This window comes from Rhizobium sp. NPDC090279, assembly GCF_044769665.1.
Taxonomy (GTDB): Bacteria; Pseudomonadota; Alphaproteobacteria; order Rhizobiales; family Rhizobiaceae; genus Rhizobium.
In genome coordinates this window covers 485,566-507,458 of the sequence record NZ_JBIVYI010000002.1, presented here as the reverse complement: position 1 = coordinate 507,458, position 21,893 = coordinate 485,566, and the positions used below count along the sequence as shown (strand labels likewise).

Annotated in this window: 23 protein-coding genes; 17 read left to right on the top strand and 6 right to left on the bottom strand. The window is 60.4% G+C overall.

The features are described 5' to 3' along the window. Positions 1 to 22 precede the first annotated feature (22 nt). Positions 23 to 1,288 (bottom strand): TonB family protein, encoded by a 1,266-nt coding sequence (locus ACIQWP_RS06560; RefSeq protein WP_402783818.1) that lies wholly within the window; start codon positions 1,286 to 1,288, stop codon positions 23 to 25. Positions 1,289 to 1,292: 4 nt separating this feature from the next. Then, entirely contained in the window at positions 1,293 to 1,760 is a 468-nt protein-coding gene (locus ACIQWP_RS06555; protein WP_402783816.1) for a hypothetical protein, read from the bottom strand. 192 nt (positions 1,761 to 1,952) lie between these two features. Between ACIQWP_RS06555 and hemP the strand changes: the two genes are divergently transcribed. The 7 genes from hemP to ACIQWP_RS06520 all read left to right on the top strand — a co-directional run bounded on the left by hemP (position 1,953) and on the right by ACIQWP_RS06520 (position 6,980). Next, positions 1,953 to 2,126 carry a hemin uptake protein HemP gene (hemP, locus tag ACIQWP_RS06550; protein ID WP_047629363.1) on the top strand — a complete coding sequence of 58 codons (174 nt, stop codon included), beginning with the start codon at positions 1,953 to 1,955 and terminating at the stop codon, positions 2,124 to 2,126. 8 nt (positions 2,127 to 2,134) lie between these two features. Next, complete coding sequence (locus tag ACIQWP_RS06545; RefSeq protein WP_402783814.1) at positions 2,135 to 3,190, top strand: hemin-degrading factor; 1,056 nt, start codon at positions 2,135 to 2,137, stop codon at positions 3,188 to 3,190. Between the two features lie 10 nt (positions 3,191 to 3,200). After that, positions 3,201 to 4,136, top strand: a complete 936-nt coding sequence (locus ACIQWP_RS06540; RefSeq protein WP_402783812.1) for a hemin ABC transporter substrate-binding protein — start codon at positions 3,201 to 3,203, stop codon at positions 4,134 to 4,136. A 19-nt stretch (positions 4,137 to 4,155) separates the two neighbouring features. Beyond that, positions 4,156 to 5,247 (top strand): FecCD family ABC transporter permease, encoded by a 1,092-nt coding sequence (locus ACIQWP_RS06535; protein ID WP_402784371.1) that lies wholly within the window; start codon positions 4,156 to 4,158, stop codon positions 5,245 to 5,247. Between the two features lie 7 nt (positions 5,248 to 5,254). Beyond that, complete coding sequence (locus tag ACIQWP_RS06530; protein ID WP_402783810.1) at positions 5,255 to 6,046, top strand: heme ABC transporter ATP-binding protein; 792 nt, start codon at positions 5,255 to 5,257, stop codon at positions 6,044 to 6,046. A gap of 169 nt (positions 6,047 to 6,215) precedes the next feature. After that, entirely contained in the window at positions 6,216 to 6,566 is a 351-nt protein-coding gene (locus ACIQWP_RS06525) for a hypothetical protein (RefSeq protein WP_402783808.1), read from the top strand. Between the two features lie 9 nt (positions 6,567 to 6,575). Further along, a complete protein-coding gene (locus tag ACIQWP_RS06520) occupies positions 6,576 to 6,980 on the top strand; it encodes a hypothetical protein (protein WP_402783806.1) in 405 nt (134 codons plus the stop codon). A gap of 142 nt (positions 6,981 to 7,122) precedes the next feature. Here ACIQWP_RS06520 and ACIQWP_RS06515 read toward each other — a convergent pair whose 3' ends face one another. Next, positions 7,123 to 7,674, bottom strand: coding sequence for an RNA polymerase sigma factor (locus ACIQWP_RS06515; protein ID WP_184702951.1), 552 nt, complete (start codon positions 7,672 to 7,674; stop codon positions 7,123 to 7,125). An 11-nt stretch (positions 7,675 to 7,685) separates the two neighbouring features. After that, positions 7,686 to 7,892, bottom strand: a complete 207-nt coding sequence (locus tag ACIQWP_RS06510; RefSeq protein WP_402783804.1) for a NepR family anti-sigma factor — start codon at positions 7,890 to 7,892, stop codon at positions 7,686 to 7,688. Positions 7,893 to 8,154: 262 nt separating this feature from the next. Here ACIQWP_RS06510 and ACIQWP_RS06505 point away from each other — a divergent pair, with 262 nt between their 5' ends. The 4 genes from ACIQWP_RS06505 to preA all read left to right on the top strand — a co-directional run bounded on the left by ACIQWP_RS06505 (position 8,155) and on the right by preA (position 13,296). Continuing rightward, positions 8,155 to 8,949 carry a response regulator gene (locus tag ACIQWP_RS06505; protein WP_402783802.1) on the top strand — a complete coding sequence of 265 codons (795 nt, stop codon included), beginning with the start codon at positions 8,155 to 8,157 and terminating at the stop codon, positions 8,947 to 8,949. A gap of 147 nt (positions 8,950 to 9,096) precedes the next feature. Further along, positions 9,097 to 10,128 carry a sensor histidine kinase gene (locus tag ACIQWP_RS06500; RefSeq protein ID WP_402783800.1) on the top strand — a complete coding sequence of 344 codons (1,032 nt, stop codon included), beginning with the start codon at positions 9,097 to 9,099 and terminating at the stop codon, positions 10,126 to 10,128. A 482-nt stretch (positions 10,129 to 10,610) separates the two neighbouring features. Further along, complete coding sequence (locus ACIQWP_RS06495; RefSeq protein ID WP_402783798.1) at positions 10,611 to 11,969, top strand: NAD(P)-dependent oxidoreductase; 1,359 nt, start codon at positions 10,611 to 10,613, stop codon at positions 11,967 to 11,969. A 13-nt stretch (positions 11,970 to 11,982) separates the two neighbouring features. Further along, positions 11,983 to 13,296: an NAD-dependent dihydropyrimidine dehydrogenase subunit PreA gene (gene preA / locus ACIQWP_RS06490; RefSeq protein WP_402783796.1), complete on the top strand. Its 1,314-nt coding sequence runs from the start codon at positions 11,983 to 11,985 to the stop codon at positions 13,294 to 13,296. Positions 13,297 to 13,388: 92 nt separating this feature from the next. Here the strand turns inward: preA and ACIQWP_RS06485 are convergent, their stop codons facing one another. Then, positions 13,389 to 14,033: a TetR family transcriptional regulator C-terminal domain-containing protein gene (locus ACIQWP_RS06485; RefSeq protein WP_402783794.1), complete on the bottom strand. Its 645-nt coding sequence runs from the start codon at positions 14,031 to 14,033 to the stop codon at positions 13,389 to 13,391. A gap of 299 nt (positions 14,034 to 14,332) precedes the next feature. Here ACIQWP_RS06485 and ACIQWP_RS06480 point away from each other — a divergent pair, with 299 nt between their 5' ends. Continuing rightward, positions 14,333 to 15,586: a Zn-dependent hydrolase gene (locus ACIQWP_RS06480; RefSeq protein WP_402783793.1), complete on the top strand. Its 1,254-nt coding sequence runs from the start codon at positions 14,333 to 14,335 to the stop codon at positions 15,584 to 15,586. 48 nt (positions 15,587 to 15,634) lie between these two features. Then, entirely contained in the window at positions 15,635 to 17,089 is a 1,455-nt protein-coding gene (hydA, locus tag ACIQWP_RS06475) for a dihydropyrimidinase (protein WP_402783791.1), read from the top strand. 33 nt (positions 17,090 to 17,122) lie between these two features. On the opposite strand, the gene ACIQWP_RS06470 is transcribed toward hydA, so the two are convergent. Then, complete coding sequence (locus ACIQWP_RS06470) at positions 17,123 to 17,536, bottom strand: cupin domain-containing protein (RefSeq protein WP_402783790.1); 414 nt, start codon at positions 17,534 to 17,536, stop codon at positions 17,123 to 17,125. Positions 17,537 to 17,660: 124 nt separating this feature from the next. Here ACIQWP_RS06470 and ACIQWP_RS06465 point away from each other — a divergent pair, with 124 nt between their 5' ends. The 4 genes from ACIQWP_RS06465 (at position 17,661) to ACIQWP_RS06450 (ending at position 21,620) form a co-directional block, all read left to right on the top strand. Continuing rightward, positions 17,661 to 18,452 carry an ABC transporter ATP-binding protein gene (locus ACIQWP_RS06465; protein WP_402783788.1) on the top strand — a complete coding sequence of 264 codons (792 nt, stop codon included), beginning with the start codon at positions 17,661 to 17,663 and terminating at the stop codon, positions 18,450 to 18,452. A gap of 126 nt (positions 18,453 to 18,578) precedes the next feature. Beyond that, positions 18,579 to 19,466 (top strand): ABC transporter permease, encoded by an 888-nt coding sequence (locus ACIQWP_RS06460; protein WP_402784369.1) that lies wholly within the window; start codon positions 18,579 to 18,581, stop codon positions 19,464 to 19,466. Continuing rightward, positions 19,463 to 20,596, top strand: coding sequence for an ABC transporter permease (locus tag ACIQWP_RS06455; protein ID WP_402783786.1), 1,134 nt, complete (start codon positions 19,463 to 19,465; stop codon positions 20,594 to 20,596). The genes ACIQWP_RS06460 and ACIQWP_RS06455 overlap by 4 nt, the downstream gene beginning before the upstream one ends. A 55-nt stretch (positions 20,597 to 20,651) precedes the next feature. Then, the gene (locus ACIQWP_RS06450; RefSeq protein ID WP_402783784.1) at positions 20,652 to 21,620 is read left to right on the top strand and encodes an ABC transporter substrate-binding protein; all 969 of its coding nucleotides are present in this window, start codon (positions 20,652 to 20,654) and stop codon (positions 21,618 to 21,620) included. The last annotated feature ends 273 nt before the right edge of the window (positions 21,621 to 21,893 follow it).

Below are 21,893 nucleotides of genomic sequence, written 5' to 3'. Positions count from 1 at the left end.
CATCATATTTTAAGGCGATACGTCAGCGCACCATGATTGGGATGACGTATAGCAAACTTGAGACACCCATTTCGCTAGGAATAGATGGGCATGATCCGACTTTACGCAACGCAGCAAGGACAGCCTGGTCAACCTCGGAATTGCCCGAACCACCTGCAATGCCAGGCGACAGCACTTGACCAGACGCATTGATCCTAAAGCGAATTACGACGGTCAAATTTTTCTCACTTGGGGAAACGCGCCGTATATAGCGCTCGACACATGTCCGGATTTTGCCGTCATAGTTTGATTTATCAGCGTTTCCAGATCCGGTTCGACGCGCGTTAGCCTGTGCTGTATTATCGGAACGCGCTGCTTCGGTGCCTTCCGAAGAGCCCTTTGACAAGTCCTGCTTGCCCTCACCCTCGGAACCCGATTTTCTCTTCACGATCTTCGGCGCCGGCTTCTTAACAAGCTCTTTCGACTTATCAACCGGTTTGGCTGGTTGAACTGGCTTTTCGGCGGGCGTCACGACTTCCGCAGGCGGCTCTACAGCCTGCGCGGTTTCTGTAGGCTGTACTTCTACCGTCGGCTCCGCAGTTGGGGGCTGAACCACGGTAGTCTCGGCTGGCGCTTGCGTTGCCAATATCTGGGGTTCCGTCGTGGCGACGGTCTCAGATGATGTTGGTTGCATGGTTTCCGTCGTCGGCTGCGCGGCTTCACTCGTTTCGACAGGTTGAATCGCTTCGGTCGTATCAGGAGGCTGAGTGGGTTGCGCCTCCACAGGTTCAGCATCAGTGGGCTGTACAGTATCCGGCTGCACCGCTTCAGCCTCGACCTGCTCTGGTTCCGGCGGTTGCTTACTTCTTTCCCCGGCCGCCACTTCATCAACATCGGAGGTGCCAAGCATGACGACGTTGAGCGTATCACCCTCTTCCTGCTGGACGTCGTCCAACGGCGGAATAGCGAACCATAGTACCGCAACAACCAGTGCTATGTGAAAAAAGCAGGAGCCGAGGTAAGCGGCGGTAATATTCTTCCTTTTGAGAGAGAAATTACCACTCGACTTTTCAACCAACACGTCCATAGCGGGCGGCTCGGATGCATCCGACGCAGGCTCCGCCGGATGGGTCGGGAAAGAACTGATCTCCGTAAACCGGCTGTAATGTACCACAGCCTCGCCGGCCGGCGGTCGCGGTACGCCTTCAAGGCCAGTCAATTCATGGCCGGGCAGCACGCTCGGATAGTTGTCATTCAAGCCGCCATCAGCGCGGCGTTCCATGGAAACTTTCGCCGAGCGCATTGCCATGGCTTCAGCCTTCGAAAGGAACGGAAGTCTGGGAGTGGGTCGTCAACGCAGCCTTGCATTCGCCGGCCGCAGGACCATCGCAAACCGGCGTGTCGTTGATGATGATACGGGATACGGTCTCGCACTTCACGCCGGGCATATCGAATTGTCGCACGCGTTTCTTGCCGAGCGGCAGGTCACGGAAATCAAGTACCGTGACGCGGTCGACGGCATTCTTGTCGTTGAAGAAGGCAAGTTCGAAGGAGATCTTGTTGATCGGCGTCGCCATGTCGTTTTCGGCAACGAAGGTCATCATGCATCCCTTCTGGGAAGGAGCGAGCGCGTTCAGTTCGACGTTGAGCTTGCGCACAGCCGCAGGGGCGGCAGATGCGGGCGCCGCTGCCGCGTTCGCTTCCTGGGCGAAGGCGGGAACAGAAGATGCCGCAGCAAACAGCCCCGAAGCGGCGAGCGCCAAGATCGTTTTCGTCAACATCGGCATGTCTCCTGAATGTGTTTTGACGTCCATTTGCCCGGCCAACTGCCCTGGCGTGTGCCGTCGAAATTTTAAACTTGACTTTACCAGTCTCCTATTGCGTCTTTATGGAACCATGAGTATGAGAGTCAAGATAAATTTGGCCGGACAACGGTTCGGCCACCGATGAATTTTCAGGCAAAACTAAACAGGATGATTGCTGAGAAGACCCCAACGCCGCCGGTGCAATGCACGGCCGCACCGCAGGTAAGAATTGTCGAGAGCACGGATATTTTCCGGGGCCAGACCGAAATCATGATCAAGCACGAAGGCGTCATCTACCGAATGAAGATTACGCGCCAAGGCAAGCTGATACTCAACAAATAGGCATGACAATGACTGAGACGACCCGCCCGACCCCCGCCGAAATCCGCGCTTTCCGCGCAGAAAACCCGAAGATGCGCGAGCGCGATATCGCGGCGCGCCTCGATATTTCCGAGGCAGCGCTGGTCGCGGCCGAGGTCGGCATTTCGGCCATCCGCATCGATGCAAGTGTCGAGCGCTTCCTGGACCGGATTGCCTCGCTCGGCGAAATCATGGCCCTGTCGCGCAACGAAAGCGCCGTGCATGAAAAGATCGGCGTTTATGAAAACATGAAGTTCGGCGCTCAGGCCGCCATCGTGCTTGGCGAGAACATCGATCTGCGCATCTTCCCGAAGCGCTGGGCCTACGGCTTTGCCGTTACCAAGACCGATGGCGATCAGAAGAGACTGAGCCTGCAATTCTTCGACAAGGCCGGCGATGCCGTTCACAAGGTGCATCTGCGCCCTCAATCGAATGTCGAAGCCTATCACGCCATGGTCGCCGAGCTGCGGATCGAAGACCAGTCGCAGGAATTCGTCGAGGATCGCTCTGGCTATGACAATGGCGCGACCGACGGCGACGTCAGCCGCGACGAGCTGCGCGATCACTGGAGCCGCATGACCGATACGCACGAATTCTTCGGGATGCTGAAGAAGCTGAAGATCGGCCGCCACGAAGCGATCAGCAGCGTCGGCGACGACTACGCCTGGAAGCTCGATGCCGGCGCGGTCGCCGAAATGATGCACGCCTCCGTGCGCGAGGGACTGCCGATCATGTGCTTCGTCGCCAACGAGGGCACCGTGCAGATCCACTCCGGCCCGATCTTCAACGTGCAGACGATGGGTCCCTGGATCAACGTCATGGACCCGACCTTCCATCTGCACCTGCGTCAGGACCACATTGCCGAGGCATGGGTCGTGCGCAAGCCGACGAAGGACGGCCACGTCACGTCGCTCGAAGCCTACAACGCCAAGGGCGAGATGATCATCCAGTTCTTTGGCAAGCGGAAGGAGGGCTTCGATGAACGCCCCGATTGGCGTGCCATCATGGAAAGCCTGACGAGAGCCGACGCCAGCGTCGCCGCATGAAAGATGGTGCATGACCATGTTTAAAAACTTCAAGCTTATCAGGCCATGGGAAATCGCCCTGACCGTGGTGGTGATGGCCCTGCCCCTCGTGCCGGCCAATCCGATCGCCGGCTTCGGCAGCCTTGTGCGCCATGCACATGCCGCCGAAGCGCCCAAGAAGCTGGACACCTCGCGCCTCGTCTCCATCGGCGGCGATGTTACCGAGATCGTCTATGCGCTCGGCGAGGAAAAGCGGCTCATCGCCCGCGATTCCACCAGCCTATACCCGAAGGACGCGACCAAGCTTCCCGATGTCGGCTATATGCGCGCTTTGTCGCCGGAAGGCATTCTGGCAGTCAATCCGACTGCCATCATCGCCGTCGAGGGTTCCGGCCCGCCGGAAGCACTGGCGGTGCTGCACAATGCCAGCCTGCCCTTCGAAACCGTGCCCCAGCATTACGATCGCGACGGCATCCTGAAGAAGATCGAAGTCGTCGGCGCGCTGCTCGGCGTGCCGGACAAGGCAAAGACGCTGGAAGACAAGGTTGCCGCCGATCTCGATGCCGCGATCAACGATTCGGCCAAGCGCCCGGAGGCCGAGCGCAAGCGCGTGCTCTTTATCCTCAGCAACCAGAACGGCAAGATCCTGGCGTCGGGAAGCAACACGGCCGCCGATGGCATCATCAAACTCACCGGCGCCATCAATGCGATCAGCGGCTTCTCCGGCTATAAGTCGGTGACCGACGAGGCGATCATCGAAGCCAAGCCCGACGTCATCCTGATCATGGATCGCGAAGGACCGCTGTCTATGTCGAACGAAGACCTGCTCAAGCAGCCGGCCATTTCGCTGACGCCGGCCGCGAGCCACAAGGCGATCGTGCGCATGGACGGCCTGCACCTGCTCGGCTTCGGGCCGCGCACGGCAAGCGCCATCCGCGAGCTGAACGCGGCGATCTACGGAGGCTGACGTGGCATTCAACGATGCCATGGCGGGACTGAAGCAGATGTCGCAAACCACGGCACGCCGACGCGAAGGGGATCGCACCGCGCTTGCGGTCCTCGTCATCGCCGGCCTCGTTCTGGTCTCAGCGGCGGCCTTCCTCTTCTCGATCACGACAGGCGCCTCGAACGCTTCGGTCATCGACGTGATGATGGGCATGCTGCGCGGCAGTGCCGAAAGCACGCTCAGCATTCGCGACCGCATCGTCATTTTCGACATTCGCCTGCCCCGCGCCGTCCTTGGTTTCCTGATCGGCGGCGGGCTCGCGGTTTCGGGCGCGGTCATGCAGGGTCTTTTCCGCAACCCGCTGGCCGATCCCGGCCTGATCGGCGTGTCCGCCGGTTCCAGCCTCGGCGCGGTCGCCATGATCGTTCTGGGCGGTGGCGTGCTGGCTCCGCTTGCGCATCTTTTCGGCATCTTCGCCCTGCCGATTGCTGCTTTCATAGGCGGTCTGGCAACGACAATCCTGCTCTACAAGATCGCGACCCGCTACGGGCAAACATCCATCGCAACCATGCTGCTCGCCGGCATCGCGCTTGGCTCCCTCGCCCTCGCGGCGACCGGAATCCTCATCTACATGGCCGACGACCGGCAATTGCGCGACCTCACTTTCTGGAGCATGGGCTCGCTGGCGGGCTCGACCTGGAGCAAGGTCGCGGGCGCCGGCCCGATCATCATCCTTTCCCTGCTGCCCCTTCCCTTCATGGCCCGCGGGCTGAATGCGCTGACACTCGGCGAAGCCGCCGCCTTCCACATGGGGATATCAGTGCAGCGGCTGAAGAATATCGCCATCGTCAGCGTCGCCGCGGCGGTCGGCGCCTCGGTCGCCGTCAGCGGCGGCATCGGCTTCGTCGGTATCGTCGTCCCGCACATTCTGCGCATGGTGATCGGACCGGACCATCGCTTTCTGCTGCCCGCCTCGGCGCTGTTGGGCGGCTCCTTGTTGATCGTTGCCGATGTCGTTGCCCGCACCATCGTTTCCCCGGCCGAGCTGCCGATCGGCATTCTGACGGCCGGCGTCGGCGGTCCGTTCTTCCTGTGGATGCTGCTGCGGCAGCGCACGCGCATCAGCCTGTGAGCCTGCGATGATCGAGGTTTCCAATCTGAGTGTGCGGCTTGCCGGCAAGCCGGTCGTGCAGGACATATCCTTCACGGCCGACGCGGGAACGCTGACGGCGATTTGCGGGCCGAACGGCTCGGGCAAGACCACGACGATGAAAGCGGTCTCCGGCGACCTCGCCTATCGCGGTTCCGTGCATATGAACGGTGCCGAAATCGGCAGTCTGGAAGCCTGGCGGCTCGCCGAAATGCGCGGTGTCCTGCCGCAGGCAAGCTCGATATCCTTCCCCTTCACCGTCCGCGAAATCGTCCGCATGGGCCTCACCAGCGGCCGCAACCGCCATCCGGAACAGGCCGATCGCACGGCGACGGAGGCGCTTGCCGCCGTCGACCTCGGCGGCTTCGAAGGCCGCTTCTATCAGGAGCTTTCCGGCGGCGAACAGCAGCGCGTGCAGCTTGCCCGCGTGCTTTGCCAGATTTCCGAGCCAGTCATCGACGGCAAGCCGTGCTGGCTGCTCCTCGATGAGCCGGTCTCCAGCCTCGACATCAGCCACCAGCTGACCATCATGACGCTTGCCCGGCAATTCTGCCGGCGTGGCGGCGGTGTCATCGCCGTCATGCACGACCTCAACCTGACCGCGCTTTTCGCCGATCGGATGGTTTTGCTCAAGAACGGCCGACTGCAAGCCAAGGGCTCGGTCAGGGATGTGTTGACGGATCAGCATCTTCAGGACGTGTTCGGCTGCAATTTGCGGGTCAATCGCGTCCCAGCCGATGGCGCGCCTTTCGTCCTCGCTCATAGCGCACTGATCTACTGACCATCCCCGATCGCGCAGCTTCCGGAACTTTTTGTTGCATCCGCGCGTTGAGAGCAGGTGATCGGAACCGATGTTCCGAACGCCATGTCTTTCGGTGTGTCGGATAGCCTCCGATCATCGCGAATAACAGGCGCCTCAAGGCGCTCGAGCAAGCGAAAGGGAGCTGAATATGGCTACATCCAATCTCCATTCGGGGCGCGGCAAGCGCAATGGCAGCAGCCTGCACGATGTCGAGGCAAGCATCGAGGATCAGATCGAATCGCTGCGCGAAGAAGTTGCAGCCTTCGCCAAGCTGATCGGCGAGAGCGGCGCCAAACAGAGCAAGAAATTGCGTGCAAGCGCCGAGTCCGGATTTGATGATCTGACTGTTCGCGGCGAAGAGCTATTGCGCGACCTGCAGCGCGGCTACACCAGAGGCTCGCGCGAAGTACGCAGGACCGTACGCCAGCATCCCGTCGCCACCATCGGCGCGGCGGCTGCATTCGGTCTTGCCGTTGCTCTGCTTCTGTCTCGCCGCTAGGGTAGCGGGATGATCGCGCCGATCCTCGGCCTGCTTCTGTCGGGCACATTCAACCGTACCGTTGCGCGAACCAAGCGCAACGGTATTTTTATTGCCATCGCGGCTCTTCTGCTGCTGACAGCCTATGCTTTCGCGCTTGTGGCCGCGGCCATCTGGCTTGCGACGATCTATGGCGCGGCGGTTTCGGCACTGCTGATCGCGGCAGGTGCCTTGCTGCTCGGGCTGATCGTCCTCGTCATCATGGCCATCATCAACCAGCAGGAGCAACGGCGTGCCCGCGAGCGCCGGCTGGCGATGGAATCGATGGCGGCAGCGGCACTTGGCCTCGTTCGCAAGCAGCCGCTGATGACTGCGGCCATTGCCGCCGCCCTCGTCTTCGGCAACCTGTTTGGAAAGAGCGACGAAGACGATTGATCCGGTTACTCCGGAGGCCCGAAACGGCCGCCAATATGAAAATAACCCGATTGCGGCCGGCAACGGGGCTGAAAGCATAAAAGCTGTGTGAATTGGATCGACGTAGGAAAAAGGCCCGGTTGCGAGACCGGGCCTTTTTTTGTCAGAAGGCGAATGCCTTTGAGGTCAACGGCGCGGAGGTGGCGTCGGGGCCGAAATCCGCCTCGCCGGAAATATCAAGCAGTTCCTGCAGCCGTTGGCGCGCGCGATTGACGCGGCTCTTGATCGTACCGACCGCACAGCCGCAAATCTCAGCGGCTTCTTCGTAGGAAAATCCGGACGCACCCACCAGGATGATGGCTTCGCGCTGATCCGGCGGCAGCTGGTCCAAGGCCTTGCGGAAATCCTGCAGGTCGACGGCGCCATATTGCGAGGGATGCGTCGCCATCGATTCGGTGAATATGCCGTCGCTGTCCTGCACCTCACGGCCGCTCTTGCGCATCTGGCTATAGAGTTCGTTGCGCAGGATGGTGAAGAGCCAGGCCTTCATATTGGTGCCCATCTCGAAATGGTCCTGCTTGGCCCAGGCCTTCATGATCGTATCTTGGACAAGATCGTCCGCCCGGTCGTGACGGCCGGTCAGCGAGATGGCAAATGCCCGGAGGCTCGGCAGGGCCGCGAGGAGTTCGCGCTTGAAGCTCGTTTGCGTTTCCATGGCGCCACCTCCTATTCGGAGACCTTTGCGGAAGCCATGCGCTCGGCATGATCGAGCTTCTCGAGAAGATCGAGGAAGCGATCGGGAATGGCTTCATCCTGCACGGCAGCATAGAACGAACGCAGCCGATTGCCGATCTGATTGTTGGGATCGAGGATATCCATCGCACGCAGGTCCGATGCCTTCTTGTCTGCGTCCTCGTGATTCTGGATAGTCATTTAGCCTGCTCGCTTCTCAATTGTCTCGCGTTCATGGATAAGGCGCGCCCTTGCCTCCCCGTCCGGGAGACCGGTTGACCTCATTCAAAACAGTTGCCTAACGAATCGTAAAGGTTGAAGTCGACCGATTGTAAGCATTGTAATGCGACTGCCTAAAAAAAGTTCCGTCAAAGAGGAACTTTTTTACTCAACTGACGTTTGTTAGTCATTCCAGCCTCTGGGCTGTATTTAATTAGAATTTGATAAAAGGCGGGAGCCATTGATGACACTTTCCACACGCATTGCGCCGCATCTTCCGTATTTGCGGCGCTATTCACGTGCTTTGACCGGAACGCAGACGTCGGGGGACGCCTATGTTGCTGCGGTTTTGGAAGCCATCATCGCCGACATCACCATCTTTCCGGACACGGACAGCGACCGTGTTGCACTCTATAAACTGTTCACGAAGCTGTTCGGTTCCGTGACACTTCAGATTCCTGAACCAGCCTCTCCCTTCGCCTGGGAACAGCGCGCGTCGGTAAATCTCTCCAAGGTTTCGCCGCTTGCCCGCCAGGCATTCCTGCTTGCATCGGTCGAAAGTTTCCGCCTCGGCGAGATCGCCGATATCCTCGACATTTCGGAAAGCGACGCCATGCACCTGCTCGATACCGCATCCCAGGAAATCTCACGGCAGGTGGCAACGGACATCATGATCATCGAGGACGAGCCGCTGATCGCGATGGATATCGAGCAGATGGTCGAAAGTCTCGGGCATCGCGTCACCGGCATCGCCCGCACGCATGCCGAAGCGGTCGCGCTCTACAACGCAACGAAGCCGAGCATGGTGCTTGCCGACATCCAGCTTGCTGACGGCAGCTCGGGCATCGATGCCGTCAACGACATCCTCAAGACCGCCAGCATCCCGGTGATCTTCATCACCGCCTTCCCGGAGCGGCTGTTGACCGGCGAACGGCCGGAGCCGACCTTCCTTGTGACCAAGCCGTTCAATCCGGACATGGTGAAGGCCCTCATCAGCCAGGCCCTTTTCTTTAACGAAACCACAAAGGTGGCCGCCTGATCCAAGTGCAAACCTCACGGCGGAACAAAGACCATGACCGGGCGTTTGTGTTCGAAACGGCCGGTTTACCGACTATTAGCCGGGGTGATTCTATAGGTCGGTTCAAGTTGTTACGAGTGAGAACGCCCTGTCGGCGGGGTTCTCGAAATGCGAGTGAAAGGCAAGCTGGTGAATACGTCTGACCCATTACCCGGCGCGCCTTTGAGTTTGGAAGGCAAAGCCGCTCTGATGGAGCGGGCGCTCGCCAGCGCCAGCGTGTCCATCCTGTTTCAGGATGTAAATCTTTCGATCCGTTATGCCGACAATCTGCCGGATCATCTTCAGCCGCGTGTCATCATCGGCGGTAACGATTCGCATCTCTTCGGCGAAAAGGATGGCGAGCACCTGTCGCGATTGAAGCGGGGCGTGCTTGAGAGCGGCAAGCCGGCGACCGCCGAGGTCGAGATCGCCAGCGGCGACGGCGTACGCGTCTACGAGCTGAAGATGGAACGCATTGGCGGACGCAAGCCGCAGGGCATATTGTCCGTCATCTCCGAAATCACCGAGAGCCGCCACCGCGAAAAGGTTCTGAAGTCGCTGCTGCGCGAACTGTCGCATCGTTCCAAGAACCTGCTTGCGATCATCCAGGGCATCGCCACGCAGACCGCCCGCCACACGCTTTCCGTCGACAATTTCCTCATCAAATTTCGCGGTCGTCTGCAATCCCTGTCGAATTCGCAGGATCTCATCACCGATTCGAGCTGGCGCGGTGCCTATCTGTTCGAACTCGCGGAAAAGCAGTTTGCCCCCTATTGGCCCGATGCCGGCGTGCCCATGCCGATCTACGGCATCAATGCGCATCTGACACCCAATGCCGCCGTGCATCTGGGGCTTGCCCTGCACGAGCTCATCGTCAACTCCGCATCGCATGGCGCCATCTCGATGGGCGCCACCAGCATCACGCTGAATTGCAAGGAAGCCGAGCTCGACGGCAAGAAGGCGATCGAAGTCGCCTGGTCGGAGCGCTTCTATACGCCCTCCGATCACGAATTCGAGGATAACAGCTTCAGCCGCACGGTGCTTGAGCGCGTCGTGCCGACCTCCATGAACGGCCGCGCCGACTTCGCCATCGGCGACGGCAGCATTGGCTATCGGCTCACCATTCCCGAAACAGAATATGAAATCCTGAGACGTCGCTGAGGCGGATAACGGAGACAAAATAAAACAGCCAGTGCGAGGGCGGCGCACTGGCTGCTTTGCACTCATCGGGAGGGGACCGTGAGTAGAAGTCCTGAGACGTATTGGGCGTGCATCAGGAGATGCGATCATCGTCAGGACATTGGCATAACGAGGCTGCAGAGGCTTGGTTCCATGCTGGCGTGAAAAAATTCATCTATTTTTCATATTTCCTAGCGGCCGCAGACAGGACCCCGATCGGATCTGACGCACGCCGCTCCCCATGGCGAAGCGTCAGGCCTCAGCAATTCTCTCCTTCACCCGCCGTCGAAATATATAGCCGAAGCATAGGCTTGGACCGCTATGCCGGCAGTTCGAAAAGGCTTCCGCGTGGTGGCTGAAGACGTCTCCTGACGGATTTCAGGGTCAAAATTTTACCGTTTGATAAATTTTTTAACCTGAGTTACCGTTCTATCACTAGCCGTTTACTATAAGAGGGAACTTCAATGGGACGACTGGAAACTGGGATTCATAAGGGCAGGCTTACGCCCGCCGAATATGATGCAAACTTTTCCGATCTTCACCCGCGCCTGAACAAGCATGAGGCGCTGGTCGCATCCGACCGCTGTTATTTCTGTTACGACGCGCCGTGCATGACGGCCTGTCCCACCTCCATCGACATTCCGATGTTCATCCGCCAGATCTCGACGGGTAATCCCATCGGCTCGGCCAAGACGATCTTCGATCAAAACATCCTCGGCGGCATGTGCGCCCGCGTCTGTCCCACCGAACAGCTCTGCGAGCAGGCTTGCGTGCGCAATACTGCCGAAGAGCGCCCGGTCGAAATCGGCCGGCTGCAGCGCTATGCGACCGACGCCGCGATGGCGGAGAACAAGCAGTTCTATGCCCGTGCTGCTTCCACCGGCAAGAAGATCGCCGTCATCGGCGCCGGCCCGGCGGGTCTTGCCTGCGCGCACCGTCTTGCCGTCAAGGGCCACGAAGTCACCATCTTCGACGCCCGCGAAAAGGCCGGCGGCCTGAACGAATACGGTATCGCCACCTACAAGACGGTCGACGACTTCGCCCAAAAGGAAGTCGACTATGTCCTGTCGATCGGCGGCATCGAGGTGAAGAACGGCCAGGCACTCGGCCGCGATTTCAGCCTTTCCGACCTCTCCCAGCAATATGACGCCGTTTTCCTCGGCCTTGGCCTTGCCGGCGTCAACGCATTGCGCGCCGAAGGCGAGGAACTCGACGGCGTCGCCGATGCGGTCGCCTACATCGCCGAACTGCGCCAGGCCGGCAGCAAGTCCGATATCGCCATCGGCCGCCGCGTCGTCGTCCTCGGCGGCGGCATGACCGCGATCGACGCGGCCGTGCAGGCCAAGCTGCTTGGCGCCGAAGAGGTGACGATCTGCTACCGTCGCGGCAAGGAGCACATGAACGCCTCAGAATTCGAGCAGGATCTGGCCGCCTCCAAGGGCGTCATCATCCGCCACTGGCTCGCCCCGAAGCGCATCCTCGACAAGGACGGCAAGGTTGCCGGCATCGAAGTCGAATATACCGAACTGCGCGACGGCAAGCTTATCGCCACCGGCGATGTCGGCGTCATTGCCGCCGACCAGATCTTCAAGGCGATCGGCCAGACTTTCGAGGCCTCGGGCCTCGGCGCGCTGCGTATGGAAGCCGGCCGCATCGCCATCGACGGCGAAGGCCGCACTTCGATCGAAGGCGTATGGGCCGGCGGCGACTGCGTGCTCGGCGGCGATGACCTGACAGTCTCGGCCGTAGCACAGGGTCGCGACGCTGCCGAATCCATCAACAATGCGCTCGCTGCCGCCAAGTCGGCCGCTGCAGTCGCCTGAAAGGAGAATCGACATGGCTGATCTCCGTAATAATTTCGTCGGCATCAAATCCCCGAACCCGTTCTGGCTGGCCTCGGCGCCGCCGACCGACAAGGCCTACAATGTCGAGCGTGCCTTCAAGGCCGGCTGGGGCGGTGTCGTCTGGAAAACGCTTGGCGAGGAGGGCCCTCCGGTCGTCAACGTCAACGGCCCGCGCTATGGCGCGATCTGGGGCGCCGACCGCCGCCTGCTCGGCCTCAACAATATCGAGCTGATCACCGACCGCGACCTTTACACCAACCTGCGCGAAATGAAGCAGGTGAAGATGAACTGGCCGGATCGCGCTCTCATCGCCTCGATCATGGTGCCGTGCGAGGAAGATGCCTGGAAAGCCATCCTGCCGCTGGTCGAAGAGACCGGCGCCGACGGCATCGAACTCAATTTCGGCTGTCCCCACGGCATGTCCGAGCGCGGCATGGGTGCTGCTGTCGGACAGGTGCCTGAATATATCGAAATGGTCGTGCGCTGGTGCAAGCAATACACGCGCATGCCCGTCATCACCAAGCTGACGCCGAACATCACCGATATCCGCAAGCCCGCCCGCGCCGCCAAGGCCGGCGGTACCGACGCGGTGTCGCTGATCAATACGATCAACTCGATCGTATCCGTCGATCTCGACAGTTTCGCACCGAACCCGACGGTCGGCGGCAAGGGCAGCCATGGCGGCTATTGCGGCCCGGCGGTCAAGCCGATCGCGCTCAACATGGTGGCCGAGATCGCCCGCGATCCGGAAACCTACGGCCTGCCGATATCAGGCATCGGCGGCATCACCACCTGGCGCGATGCGGCTGAATTCCTGGCGCTCGGCGCCGGCAACGTGCAGGTCTGCACGGCGGCAATGACCTACGGCTTCAAGATCGTCGAGGAGATGATATCAGGCCTTTCCGACTGGATGGACGAAAAGGGTCATCGGAGCCTTGATGATATCATCGCCCGCGCCGTGCCGAACGTCTCCGACTGGCAGTACCTCAACCTCAACTACATCGCGAAGGCCAAGATCGACCAGGACGCCTGCATCAAATGCGGCCGCTGCTACATCGCCTGCGAGGATACCTCGCATCAGGCGATCACCAACATGGTCGATGGCGCCAGGCATTTCGAGGTGATGGACGAGGAATGCGTCGGCTGCAATCTCTGCGTCAGCGTCTGTCCCGTCGAGAACTGCATCACGATGGAAGAATTGCCGGCTGGCAACCTCGACAAGCGCACCGGCAAGATCGTCGACCCCAACTATGCCAACTGGACGACCCATCCGAACAATCCGATGGCACGGCAGGCGGCGGAGTAAGACGGCCAGTCTCCGTCAATCAATTTTTGCACCCATGTTCAATGGCATGGGTGCAAAAGCCGAGCGCCGAGCATGGTAACAAAAATTCCTAACTAGGACCGCCGAATGCCGAGCCCATCGACGAAAAGCTTCTCCAGATAGCGGGCGGCATCCTCGAAACGGCCCTCGCCCGAATGCTCGTCGCCAAGCACGGCACGCACCTGCACATCGAAATCCGCATAGTGCTGCGTGGTCGACCAGATCGAGAAGATCAGATGATAAGGATCGCATTTGGCGATCTTGCCGGCCTGCGCCCAGGCGCGGATGACCTCGGCCTTCTCATCGACGAGGCTCTTCAGCGGCCCGCGCAACTCGTCCTCGACATGCGGCGCCCCCTGCAGCATTTCATTGGCGAAAAGCCTGCTTTCGCGCGGGAAATCCCGGGCCATTTCGAGTTTGCGGCGGATATAGGAGCGGATCTCGCTTTCCGGATTGCCATTGGCATCGAAGGCGCGCAGCGGCTCCAGCCAGGTAAACAGTACCCGGTCGATCAGCGCCCGATGCATCGCCTCTTTCGTTCGGAAATAGTAGAGAAGATTGGGCTTCGACATGCCGGCCACGTCGGCGATCTGATCGATGGTCGAGCCACGAAAGCCGCTGACGGAAAACACGTCCAGCGCGGCCTCGAGTATGATTTCCTCTTTCTCTTCCTGAATCCGGGTGCGGCGCTGGGTGCGGGCGGCTCTGGGGATGGCCATGTCTGCTCTGTTTCTCCTTGAAATCCAAGCCTTTCGGCAAAGCTCTCATTCACCCTGTCAGTGCTTTGAATTTAGGCAGCCGCCGGAAATTTTATCGGAATTTTTCGTGCTTTTCGTCTTGAGCCGCGCCACGGAAGTTGTAATGTTTACCAATCGGTCAAATTATCTGTCAGATGTCTCCTAAAGGCAACTGGCGATTTTCCGAGGCGATAAAAACAAGTAGACGCTTCGGATAGACCAACGGGAACAATCGGGCATGCGCCTTGCATGCCCCAGGACAAACAGGTGAGGATTGCATCATGGTGGCAGCGCCAGGAGAAAACATGCGTATCAATGGCGACCGCCTTTGGGATACGCTGATGGACATGGCGAAGATCGGCCCCGGCATTGCCGGCGGCAACAATCGTCAAACGCTGACAGATGCCGACGCCGAGGGGCGCAGCCTTTTCAAGACATGGTGCGACAAGGCCGGCATGACCGTCGGCGTCGACAAGATGGGCACGATGTTCGCGACCCGCGCCGGTACCGATCCGGATGCGTTGCCCATTTACGTCGGCTCGCATCTCGATACCCAGCCGACCGGCGGCAAATATGATGGCGTGCTCGGCGTGCTCGCAGCCCTCGAAGTCGTCCGGACCATGAACGACCTCGGCATCAAGACCAAGCATCCGATCGTGGTCACCAACTGGGCCAATGAAGAGGGCGCGCGCTTTGCGCCCGCCATGCTGGCCTCGGGTGTCTTTGCCGGCGTGCATTCGCTCGAATACGCCTACGGCCGCAAGGACCCGGACGGCAAGACCTATGGCGAGGAGCTGAAGCGCATCGGCTGGCTCGGCGACGAAGAGGTCGGCGCCCGCAAGATGCACGCCTATTTCGAATACCACATCGAGCAGGGCCCGATCCTCGAAGCCGCGGACAGGACCATCGGCGTCGTCACCCACTGTCAGGGCTTGTGGTGGCTGGAATTCACGCTGACCGGCAAGGAGGCTCATACCGGCTCGACACCGATGAACCTGCGCGTCAATGCCGGCCTCGCCATGTCGCGGATCGTCGAGATGGTACAGAGCGTGGCGATGGAAAACCAGCCGGGTGCCGTCGGCGGCGTTGGCCAGGTGTTCTTCTCGCCGAACTCGCGCAACGTGCTTCCCGGCAAGGTCGTCTTCACCGTCGACATCCGCACGCCCGACAAGGAAAAGCTCGATCGCATGCGTGCCAAGATCGAAGCCGAGGCAGCGAAGATCTGCAACGCCATCGGCGTCGGCTGCTCGGTCGAGGCCATCGGCCATTTCGAGCCGGTGACCTTCGACCCGAAGCTCGTAACGGCGGTGCGCAACGCCGCCGAAAGGCTCGGCTACAGCCATATGAACCTCATCTCCGGCGCCGGCCATGACGCCTGCTGGGCCGCCAAGGTCGCGCCTGCCACGATGGTCATGTGCCCATGCGTCGGCGGCCTGTCGCACAATGAGGCGGAAGAGATTTCCAAGGAATGGGCGGCCGCAGGCGCGGATGTGCTGTTCCACGCAGTCGTAGAGACGGCGGAGATCGTGGTCTGACCGTCACGATTGCCAACATCGGAACTTCACACATCTGGAGCAGACACCATGAGCACAGTCATCAAGGGTGGAACCATCGTCACGGCGGACCTGACCTATAAGGCCGACGTCAAGATCGAAGGCGGGAAGATCGTCGAGATCGGGCAGAATCTTTCGGGCAACGAAGTGCTCGACGCCTCCGGCTGTTACGTCATGCCCGGCGGCATCGATCCGCATACGCATCTCGAAATGCCGTTCATGGGCACCTATTCCTCCGACGATTTCGAAAGCGGCACGCGCGCGGCGCTTGCCGGCGGCACGACGATGGTGGTGGATTTCGCGCTCCCCTCGCCCGGCCAGTCGCTGCTGGAAGCGCTCACCATGTGGGACAACAAATCCACCCGCGCCACCTGCGACTACTCCTTCCATATGGCGATCACCTGGTGGGGCGAACAGGTCTTCAACGAGATGGAGGCCGTGGTCCGCGACAAGGGCATCAATACCTTCAAGCACTTCATGGCCTACAAGGGCGCCTTGATGGTGGATGATGACGAGATGTTCTCATCCTTCCAGCGCTGTGCCGAGCTCGGCGCTTTGCCGCTCGTCCACGCCGAAAACGGCGATGTTGTCGCGCAGATGCAGGCAAAGCTGCTGGCAGAAGGCAATAACGGGCCGGAGGCACATGCCTATTCCCGCCCGGCGGAGGTCGAGGGCGAGGCAACGAACCGCGCCATCATGATCGCCGACATGGCGGGCTCGCCGGTCTATATCGTCCATACGTCCTGCGAGCAGGCGCATGAAGCCATCCGCCGCGCCCGCCAGAAGGGCATGCGCGTCTATGGCGAGCCGCTGGTCCAGCACTTGACGCTCGACGAAAGCGAATATGCCAACCCGGATTGGGATCACGCCGCCCGCCGCGTCATGTCGCCGCCGTTCCGCAACAAGCAGCATCAGGACAGCCTCTGGGCCGGTCTTGCCTCGGGCTCGCTGCAGGTGGTTGCGACCGACCACTGCGCGTTTACGACCGAGCAGAAGCGCTTCGGTCTCAACGACTTCACCAAGATCCCGAACGGCACCGGCGGCCTGGAAGATCGCCTGCCGATGCTCTGGACCTACGGCGTCAACACCGGCCGCCTGACGATGAACGAATTCGTCGCCGTCACCTCGACCAACATCGCCAAGATCCTCAATGTCTATCCGAAGAAGGGCGCGATCCTCGTCGGCGCCGATGCCGATATCGTCGTCTGGGACCCGAAGCGCTCGAAGACCATCGCCGCCAAGACGCAGCAGTCGGCGATCGACTACAATGTCTTCGAAGGCAAGGAAGTGACCGGCCTGCCGCGCTACACGCTGACGCGCGGCGTCGTCGCCATCGAGGAAGGCACGGTCAAGACTAGGGAAGGTCACGGCGAGTTCGTCAAGCGCGAGCCGTTCACTGCCGCCAACCGGGCGCTTTCGACCTGGAAAGAGGTTACCGCGCCGCGCAAGGTGCAGCGCAGCGGCATCCCCGCCAGCGGGGTGTGACGCTTGGCTCCAGCGCCTCGGCTCATCGGCCGCTCAACGCGGCACATACTGCTCCAGATCCGGCAGCAGGACGACGCTTTCCTGCTCGTTCGGGTCGGTGCGGGCGATGACCGCCGTCGCCGGCCGGTCGCTGAGGTTGGCGGGAAGATGCGGAACGCCGGCCGGAATGTAAAACATCTCGCCCTCACGCACGACAACGTGCTCCTCCAGCCGGTCGCCGAACCAGCAATGCGTCTCGCCGGAAATTGCATAGATCGCCGTTTCATGCGAGGCATGCAGATGCGCCTTGGCGCGGGCGCCGGGCGGAATCGTCAGAAGATGCATGCAGATCCCCGTCGAACCCACTGTCTCGGCGGCGATCCCTTCAAAATAGCTGAAGCCTTGTTTTCCGGCATAGGTGCCGCCGGGCCGCACGATACGGCAGGTGGGCTTCGATGAGACACTCATGGCATTGCTCCCGTCGATCCAGCAGCCCCAAGGCGTCCTCGCCTCTCCGGACTGCGGCAATGCCAAACAGGATAACATGCAATCCGCCCCGACCATGCGGCGAAAACAGGACTGGTAGGTGTTAATGACGTCATCCGCTTCCTCCGTCGTCTCCGCGCGGAATCTCTGTCTCACCTACAATACGAATGACGGACCGGTGCATGCGCTGAGCAATGTCGATCTCGATGTTCGCAAGGGCGATTTCATCTCTTTCATCGGCCCTTCCGGCTGCGGCAAGACCACGTTCCTGCGCGTCATCGCCGATCTCGAGCGCAAGAGCTCCGGCGATATCACCGTCAACGGCATGTCGCCGGAAGAGGCGCGCAAGGCCCGCGCCTACGGCTATGTCTTCCAGGCCGCAGCCCTCTATCCCTGGCGCACGATCGAGAAGAACATCGCCCTGCCGCTCGAGATCATGGGCTACGGCAGAGAAGAACAGGCCAAGCGCATCGCCCGGACCCTTGAGCTCGTCAATCTCAATGGCTTCGAACATAAATTCCCCTGGCAGCTCTCCGGCGGCATGCAGCAACGTGCCTCGATCGCCCGCGCACTGGCCTTCGATGCCGACCTCCTGCTGATGGACGAGCCCTTCGGCGCGCTTGACGAAATCGTCCGCGACCATCTGAACGAGCAGCTCCTGAAGCTCTGGAAGCAGACGAACAAGACCATCTGTTTCGTCACTCACTCCATTCCGGAAGCGGTCTATCTCTCCACCAAGATCGTGGTCATGTCGCCCCGTCCGGGCCGCGTCACCGACGTTATCGAATCGACGCTTCCGGCCGAGCGGCCGCTGGGCATTCGCGAAACGCCGGAATTTCTCGAAATCGCCCATCGCGTCCGGGAAGGACTGCGAGCAGGTCACAGCTATGAGGAATAGGATGATGGATAGCTCCGTCGCATGGCGGCCCCTCACCTTAGCCCTCTTCCCGCACACGGGGAGAGGGAACGACCTCGGCACGACCGCCAATTTCATTTGCCGGTGGGAAGAAGGAAGGGCATGAGCATGGAGAAGGAGCAGTTCTTCAAGCACAAGCTCCTGCCGGTCACGACGATCGTGCTCGCGATCATCCTGCTCTGGTACGTCTTCGCTGTCATTCTCAATGCGCCGTTCCAGCGCGATATCGACCGGCGCGGCAATGTCAGCCCGACGACGGTAGAATTCATCGGCAAGACGCTGTCCCAGCCGAAACCGACCTTGCCCGCACCGCATCAGGTGGCGCAGAACGTCTTCGAGAACACCTTCCTGCGGGTTCCCACAAGCAACCGCAGCCTTGTCTATAATGCCTGGGTGACGCTGGCGCCGACGGCAGTCGGCTTTGCCTTCGGGACAATATTGGGCGTCCTTTTCGCAGTCGGCATCGTTCACCTCGTCGCGCTCGACCGCAGCCTCATGCCCTGGATCATCGCCTCGCAGACGATCCCGATCCTTGCGATCGCGCCGACGATCATCGTCGTCTTCAGCGCTCTTGGCATAGACGGGCTGATCCCCAAGGCGCTGATTTCCACCTATCTGTCGTTCTTTCCGGTCACCGTTGGTATGACGAAGGGCCTGCGCTCGCCGGAAATCATGCATCTCGACCTGATGCGCACCTATAATGCCAGCAGCTGGCAGACCTTCTGGAAGCTGCGCGTGCCGGCCTCGATCCCGTTCCTCTTCACCTCCATGAAGGTCGCGATCGCCGCAAGCCTCGTCGGCACGATCGTCGGCGAGCTGCCGACGGGCGCGGTCGCCGGCATCGGCGCAAAGCTGCTCGCGGGCTCCTATTACAGCCAGACGATCGACATATGGGCGGCCCTGGTCGCCGGTTCGGTTCTGGCAGCAATCCTCGTCGGCATTGTCAGCGTCGCCGCCCGCATCGTCGACCGTTCGATGGGAGGCAGAACGGCATGAAATCCTTTCATTTCTCCTGGCAGGGCGTGCTTGCCATTCTTCTCTGTCTCTTGGCGATCCCCGCTTTGCCACTGCTTGCGGCGGATGCCGCTGCCCCCGTCAGCAGTGGAACGACCTTCGTCATCTTCATTCTCGTCGCCGCGGCGGCCGCCCTCTCCTTCATGCGCATCTCCGCGGATCTGAGCGCGGCAATCCTCTTCTTTGGCGCACACGCAGCCGCATGGCTGCTGCTTGCGGGAATTTCAGGCAATGAGGGCAAGGCGCAGGCATCCTTCTTCATTCTGATCGCCGCCGCCTGGCTGCTGGCCTGTCGCTGCGTTTCCGTACTGTCGTCGATGCGCTCGCACTCGACCGCCGGCAGCTATTCGCTGCGGCTGCTGATCCCGGCAGTCTTCGGCATATGGATATTGATCATCTGGGAGGCCGTCACCCGCGGCGCCGGCGTTTCCCTGGTTCTGCTGCCGCCGCCGAGCGCCATCGGCACCCGAATCGCCAACTCGCTGCCGACGCTCTGGATCGATGTTCGCCAGACGATCCTGACCGCGGTCCTGATCGGCTACCTCATCGGCTGCGCCAGCGGCTTCGTCGTCGCCATCCTCGCCGACCGCTTCGCCTTCCTGCGCCGTGGCCTGCTGCCGATCGGCAATTTCGTCTCCGCCTTGCCGATCATCGGCGTCGCACCGATCATGGTCATGTGGTTCGGCTTCGATTGGCAGTCGAAAGCTGCCGTCGTCGTCATCATGACCTTCTTCCCGATGCTGGTGAACACGGTGACGGGCCTTACCGCCGCCGGCAACATGGAACGCGACCTGATGCGCACCTACGCATCGAGCTACTGGCAGACGCTGTTCAAGCTGCGCCTGCCAGCCGCCGCTCCCTTTATTTTCAATGCGCTGAAGATCAACTCGACCCTGGCCATGATTGGTGCCATCGTGGCGGAATTCTTCGGAACTCCCATGTCGGGCATGGGCTTTCGCATCTCAACCGAAAATGGCAGGTTGAACCTCGACATGGTCTGGGCCGAGATCGCGGTTGCCGCGATCGCCGGCTCCGTCTTCTACGGTATCGTCGCCATCATCGAACGAATGGTGACGTTCTGGCATCCGTCTATCCGTGGTGGGCAGACGTAATCCAGGATCTCCTCAAGGGATCAAGGCATAACTTCAGAGGGAAAAGGGTGAAGACATGAAAAAAATAATGTTTGCATTGATGGCAAGTGCGATGACGCTTGCCGCCACCCAGGCTGCAATGGCCGCCGACAAGTTGACGCTGCAGCTGAAATGGGTGGCTCAGGGTCAGTTCGGCGGCTACTTCGTCGCCAAGGACAAGGGCTTCTACAAGGAAGAAGGCCTCGACGTCGATATCAAGCCGGGCGGCCCGGATATCGCTCCGGAGCAGGTGATCGCCGGCGGCGGCGCCGACGTGATCGTCGACTGGATGGGCGGTGCGTTGGTTGCTCGCGAGAAAGGCGTGCCGCTGGTCAACATCGCCCAACCCTTCGACAAGTCCGGTCTGGAGCTGATCTGCCCGAAGGACGGCCCGGTCAAGACGGAGAAGGACTTCAAGGGCCACACCCTCGGCGTCTGGTTCTACGGCAACGAATATCCGTTCTTCGCCTGGATGCACAAGCTCGGCCTGAAGACCGACGGCGGCAAGGATGGCGTCAACGTTCTGAAGCAGAGCTTCGACGTGCAGCCGCTCGTCCAGAAGCAGGCCGATTGCATCTCCGTCATGACCTACAACGAGTATTGGCAGGCGATCGATGCCGGCTTCAAGGCGGAAGACCTCACCGTCTTCAACTACACCAAGCTCGGCAACGACCTTCTGGAAGACGGCCTCTACGTCAAGGAAGACAAGCTGAAGGATGCGAAGTTCAAGGCCGACATGGTGAAGTTCGTCCGCGCTTCGATGAAGGGCTGGAAGTATGCCGTCGAGCATCCGGATGAAGCCGCCGAAATCGTCATGGACAATGGCGGTCAGGACGAAAACCACCAGAAGCGCATGGCAGGCGAAGTCGCCAAGCTGATCGGCAACGGCAAGCTCGACATGAAGACGTATGACCGAACGGTCGAAGCCTTGCTCGATCAGAAGATCATCAACAAGAAGCCAGCCGGCGCCTATACGCATGAAATCACGGACGCCGCTCTGAAATAGTCTTGAACCACGTCCAGTCACTGAAACGCGCGAGGTTTCCACCCCGCGCGTTTTTTTCATTTTGTAACAGCAGCAACAAAAGGCTGGCTTTCTCGCGGCAATTGCCTGAAAAGCCCTCGGCTATCAACTATTCGAATGCTGACATCACAATGCCGTGATTGCTTCGGAAAGTTGCGGACGATAGAGATACCCGCGAAATCATTTTCTCGTGATCTTGCGAGAATTGAAAACCGCTCCCATCTACAGGGGCGATTTTAGGATGAGGAACCTGCA

Coding starts and splice junctions, on each gene's coding strand:
- ACIQWP_RS06465 (WP_402783788.1), top strand. CDS start 17,661: ATGACGTCATCCGCTTCCTCCGTCGTCTCCGCGCGGAATCTCTGTCTC.
- ACIQWP_RS06510 (WP_402783804.1), bottom strand. CDS start 7,892: ATGACTATCCAGAATCACGAGGACGCAGACAAGAAGGCATCGGACCTG.
- ACIQWP_RS06495 (WP_402783798.1), top strand. CDS start 10,611: ATGGGACGACTGGAAACTGGGATTCATAAGGGCAGGCTTACGCCCGCC.
- ACIQWP_RS06540 (WP_402783812.1), top strand. CDS start 3,201: ATGACCATGTTTAAAAACTTCAAGCTTATCAGGCCATGGGAAATCGCC.
- preA (WP_402783796.1), top strand. CDS start 11,983: ATGGCTGATCTCCGTAATAATTTCGTCGGCATCAAATCCCCGAACCCG.
- ACIQWP_RS06470 (WP_402783790.1), bottom strand. CDS start 17,536: ATGAGTGTCTCATCGAAGCCCACCTGCCGTATCGTGCGGCCCGGCGGC.
- ACIQWP_RS06535 (WP_402784371.1), top strand. CDS start 4,156: ATGGCGGGACTGAAGCAGATGTCGCAAACCACGGCACGCCGACGCGAA.
- ACIQWP_RS06455 (WP_402783786.1), top strand. CDS start 19,463: ATGAAATCCTTTCATTTCTCCTGGCAGGGCGTGCTTGCCATTCTTCTC.
- hemP (WP_047629363.1), top strand. CDS start 1,953: ATGATTGCTGAGAAGACCCCAACGCCGCCGGTGCAATGCACGGCCGCA.
- ACIQWP_RS06450 (WP_402783784.1), top strand. CDS start 20,652: ATGAAAAAAATAATGTTTGCATTGATGGCAAGTGCGATGACGCTTGCC.
- ACIQWP_RS06560 (WP_402783818.1), bottom strand. CDS start 1,288: ATGGCAATGCGCTCGGCGAAAGTTTCCATGGAACGCCGCGCTGATGGC.
- ACIQWP_RS06545 (WP_402783814.1), top strand. CDS start 2,135: ATGACTGAGACGACCCGCCCGACCCCCGCCGAAATCCGCGCTTTCCGC.
- ACIQWP_RS06505 (WP_402783802.1), top strand. CDS start 8,155: ATGACACTTTCCACACGCATTGCGCCGCATCTTCCGTATTTGCGGCGC.
- ACIQWP_RS06530 (WP_402783810.1), top strand. CDS start 5,255: ATGATCGAGGTTTCCAATCTGAGTGTGCGGCTTGCCGGCAAGCCGGTC.
- ACIQWP_RS06480 (WP_402783793.1), top strand. CDS start 14,333: ATGGTGGCAGCGCCAGGAGAAAACATGCGTATCAATGGCGACCGCCTT.
- ACIQWP_RS06485 (WP_402783794.1), bottom strand. CDS start 14,033: ATGGCCATCCCCAGAGCCGCCCGCACCCAGCGCCGCACCCGGATTCAG.
- ACIQWP_RS06515 (WP_184702951.1), bottom strand. CDS start 7,674: ATGGAAACGCAAACGAGCTTCAAGCGCGAACTCCTCGCGGCCCTGCCG.
- ACIQWP_RS06520 (WP_402783806.1), top strand. CDS start 6,576: ATGATCGCGCCGATCCTCGGCCTGCTTCTGTCGGGCACATTCAACCGT.
- ACIQWP_RS06555 (WP_402783816.1), bottom strand. CDS start 1,760: ATGTTGACGAAAACGATCTTGGCGCTCGCCGCTTCGGGGCTGTTTGCT.
- ACIQWP_RS06500 (WP_402783800.1), top strand. CDS start 9,097: ATGCGAGTGAAAGGCAAGCTGGTGAATACGTCTGACCCATTACCCGGC.
- hydA (WP_402783791.1), top strand. CDS start 15,635: ATGAGCACAGTCATCAAGGGTGGAACCATCGTCACGGCGGACCTGACC.
- ACIQWP_RS06460 (WP_402784369.1), top strand. CDS start 18,579: ATGGAGAAGGAGCAGTTCTTCAAGCACAAGCTCCTGCCGGTCACGACG.
- ACIQWP_RS06525 (WP_402783808.1), top strand. CDS start 6,216: ATGGCTACATCCAATCTCCATTCGGGGCGCGGCAAGCGCAATGGCAGC.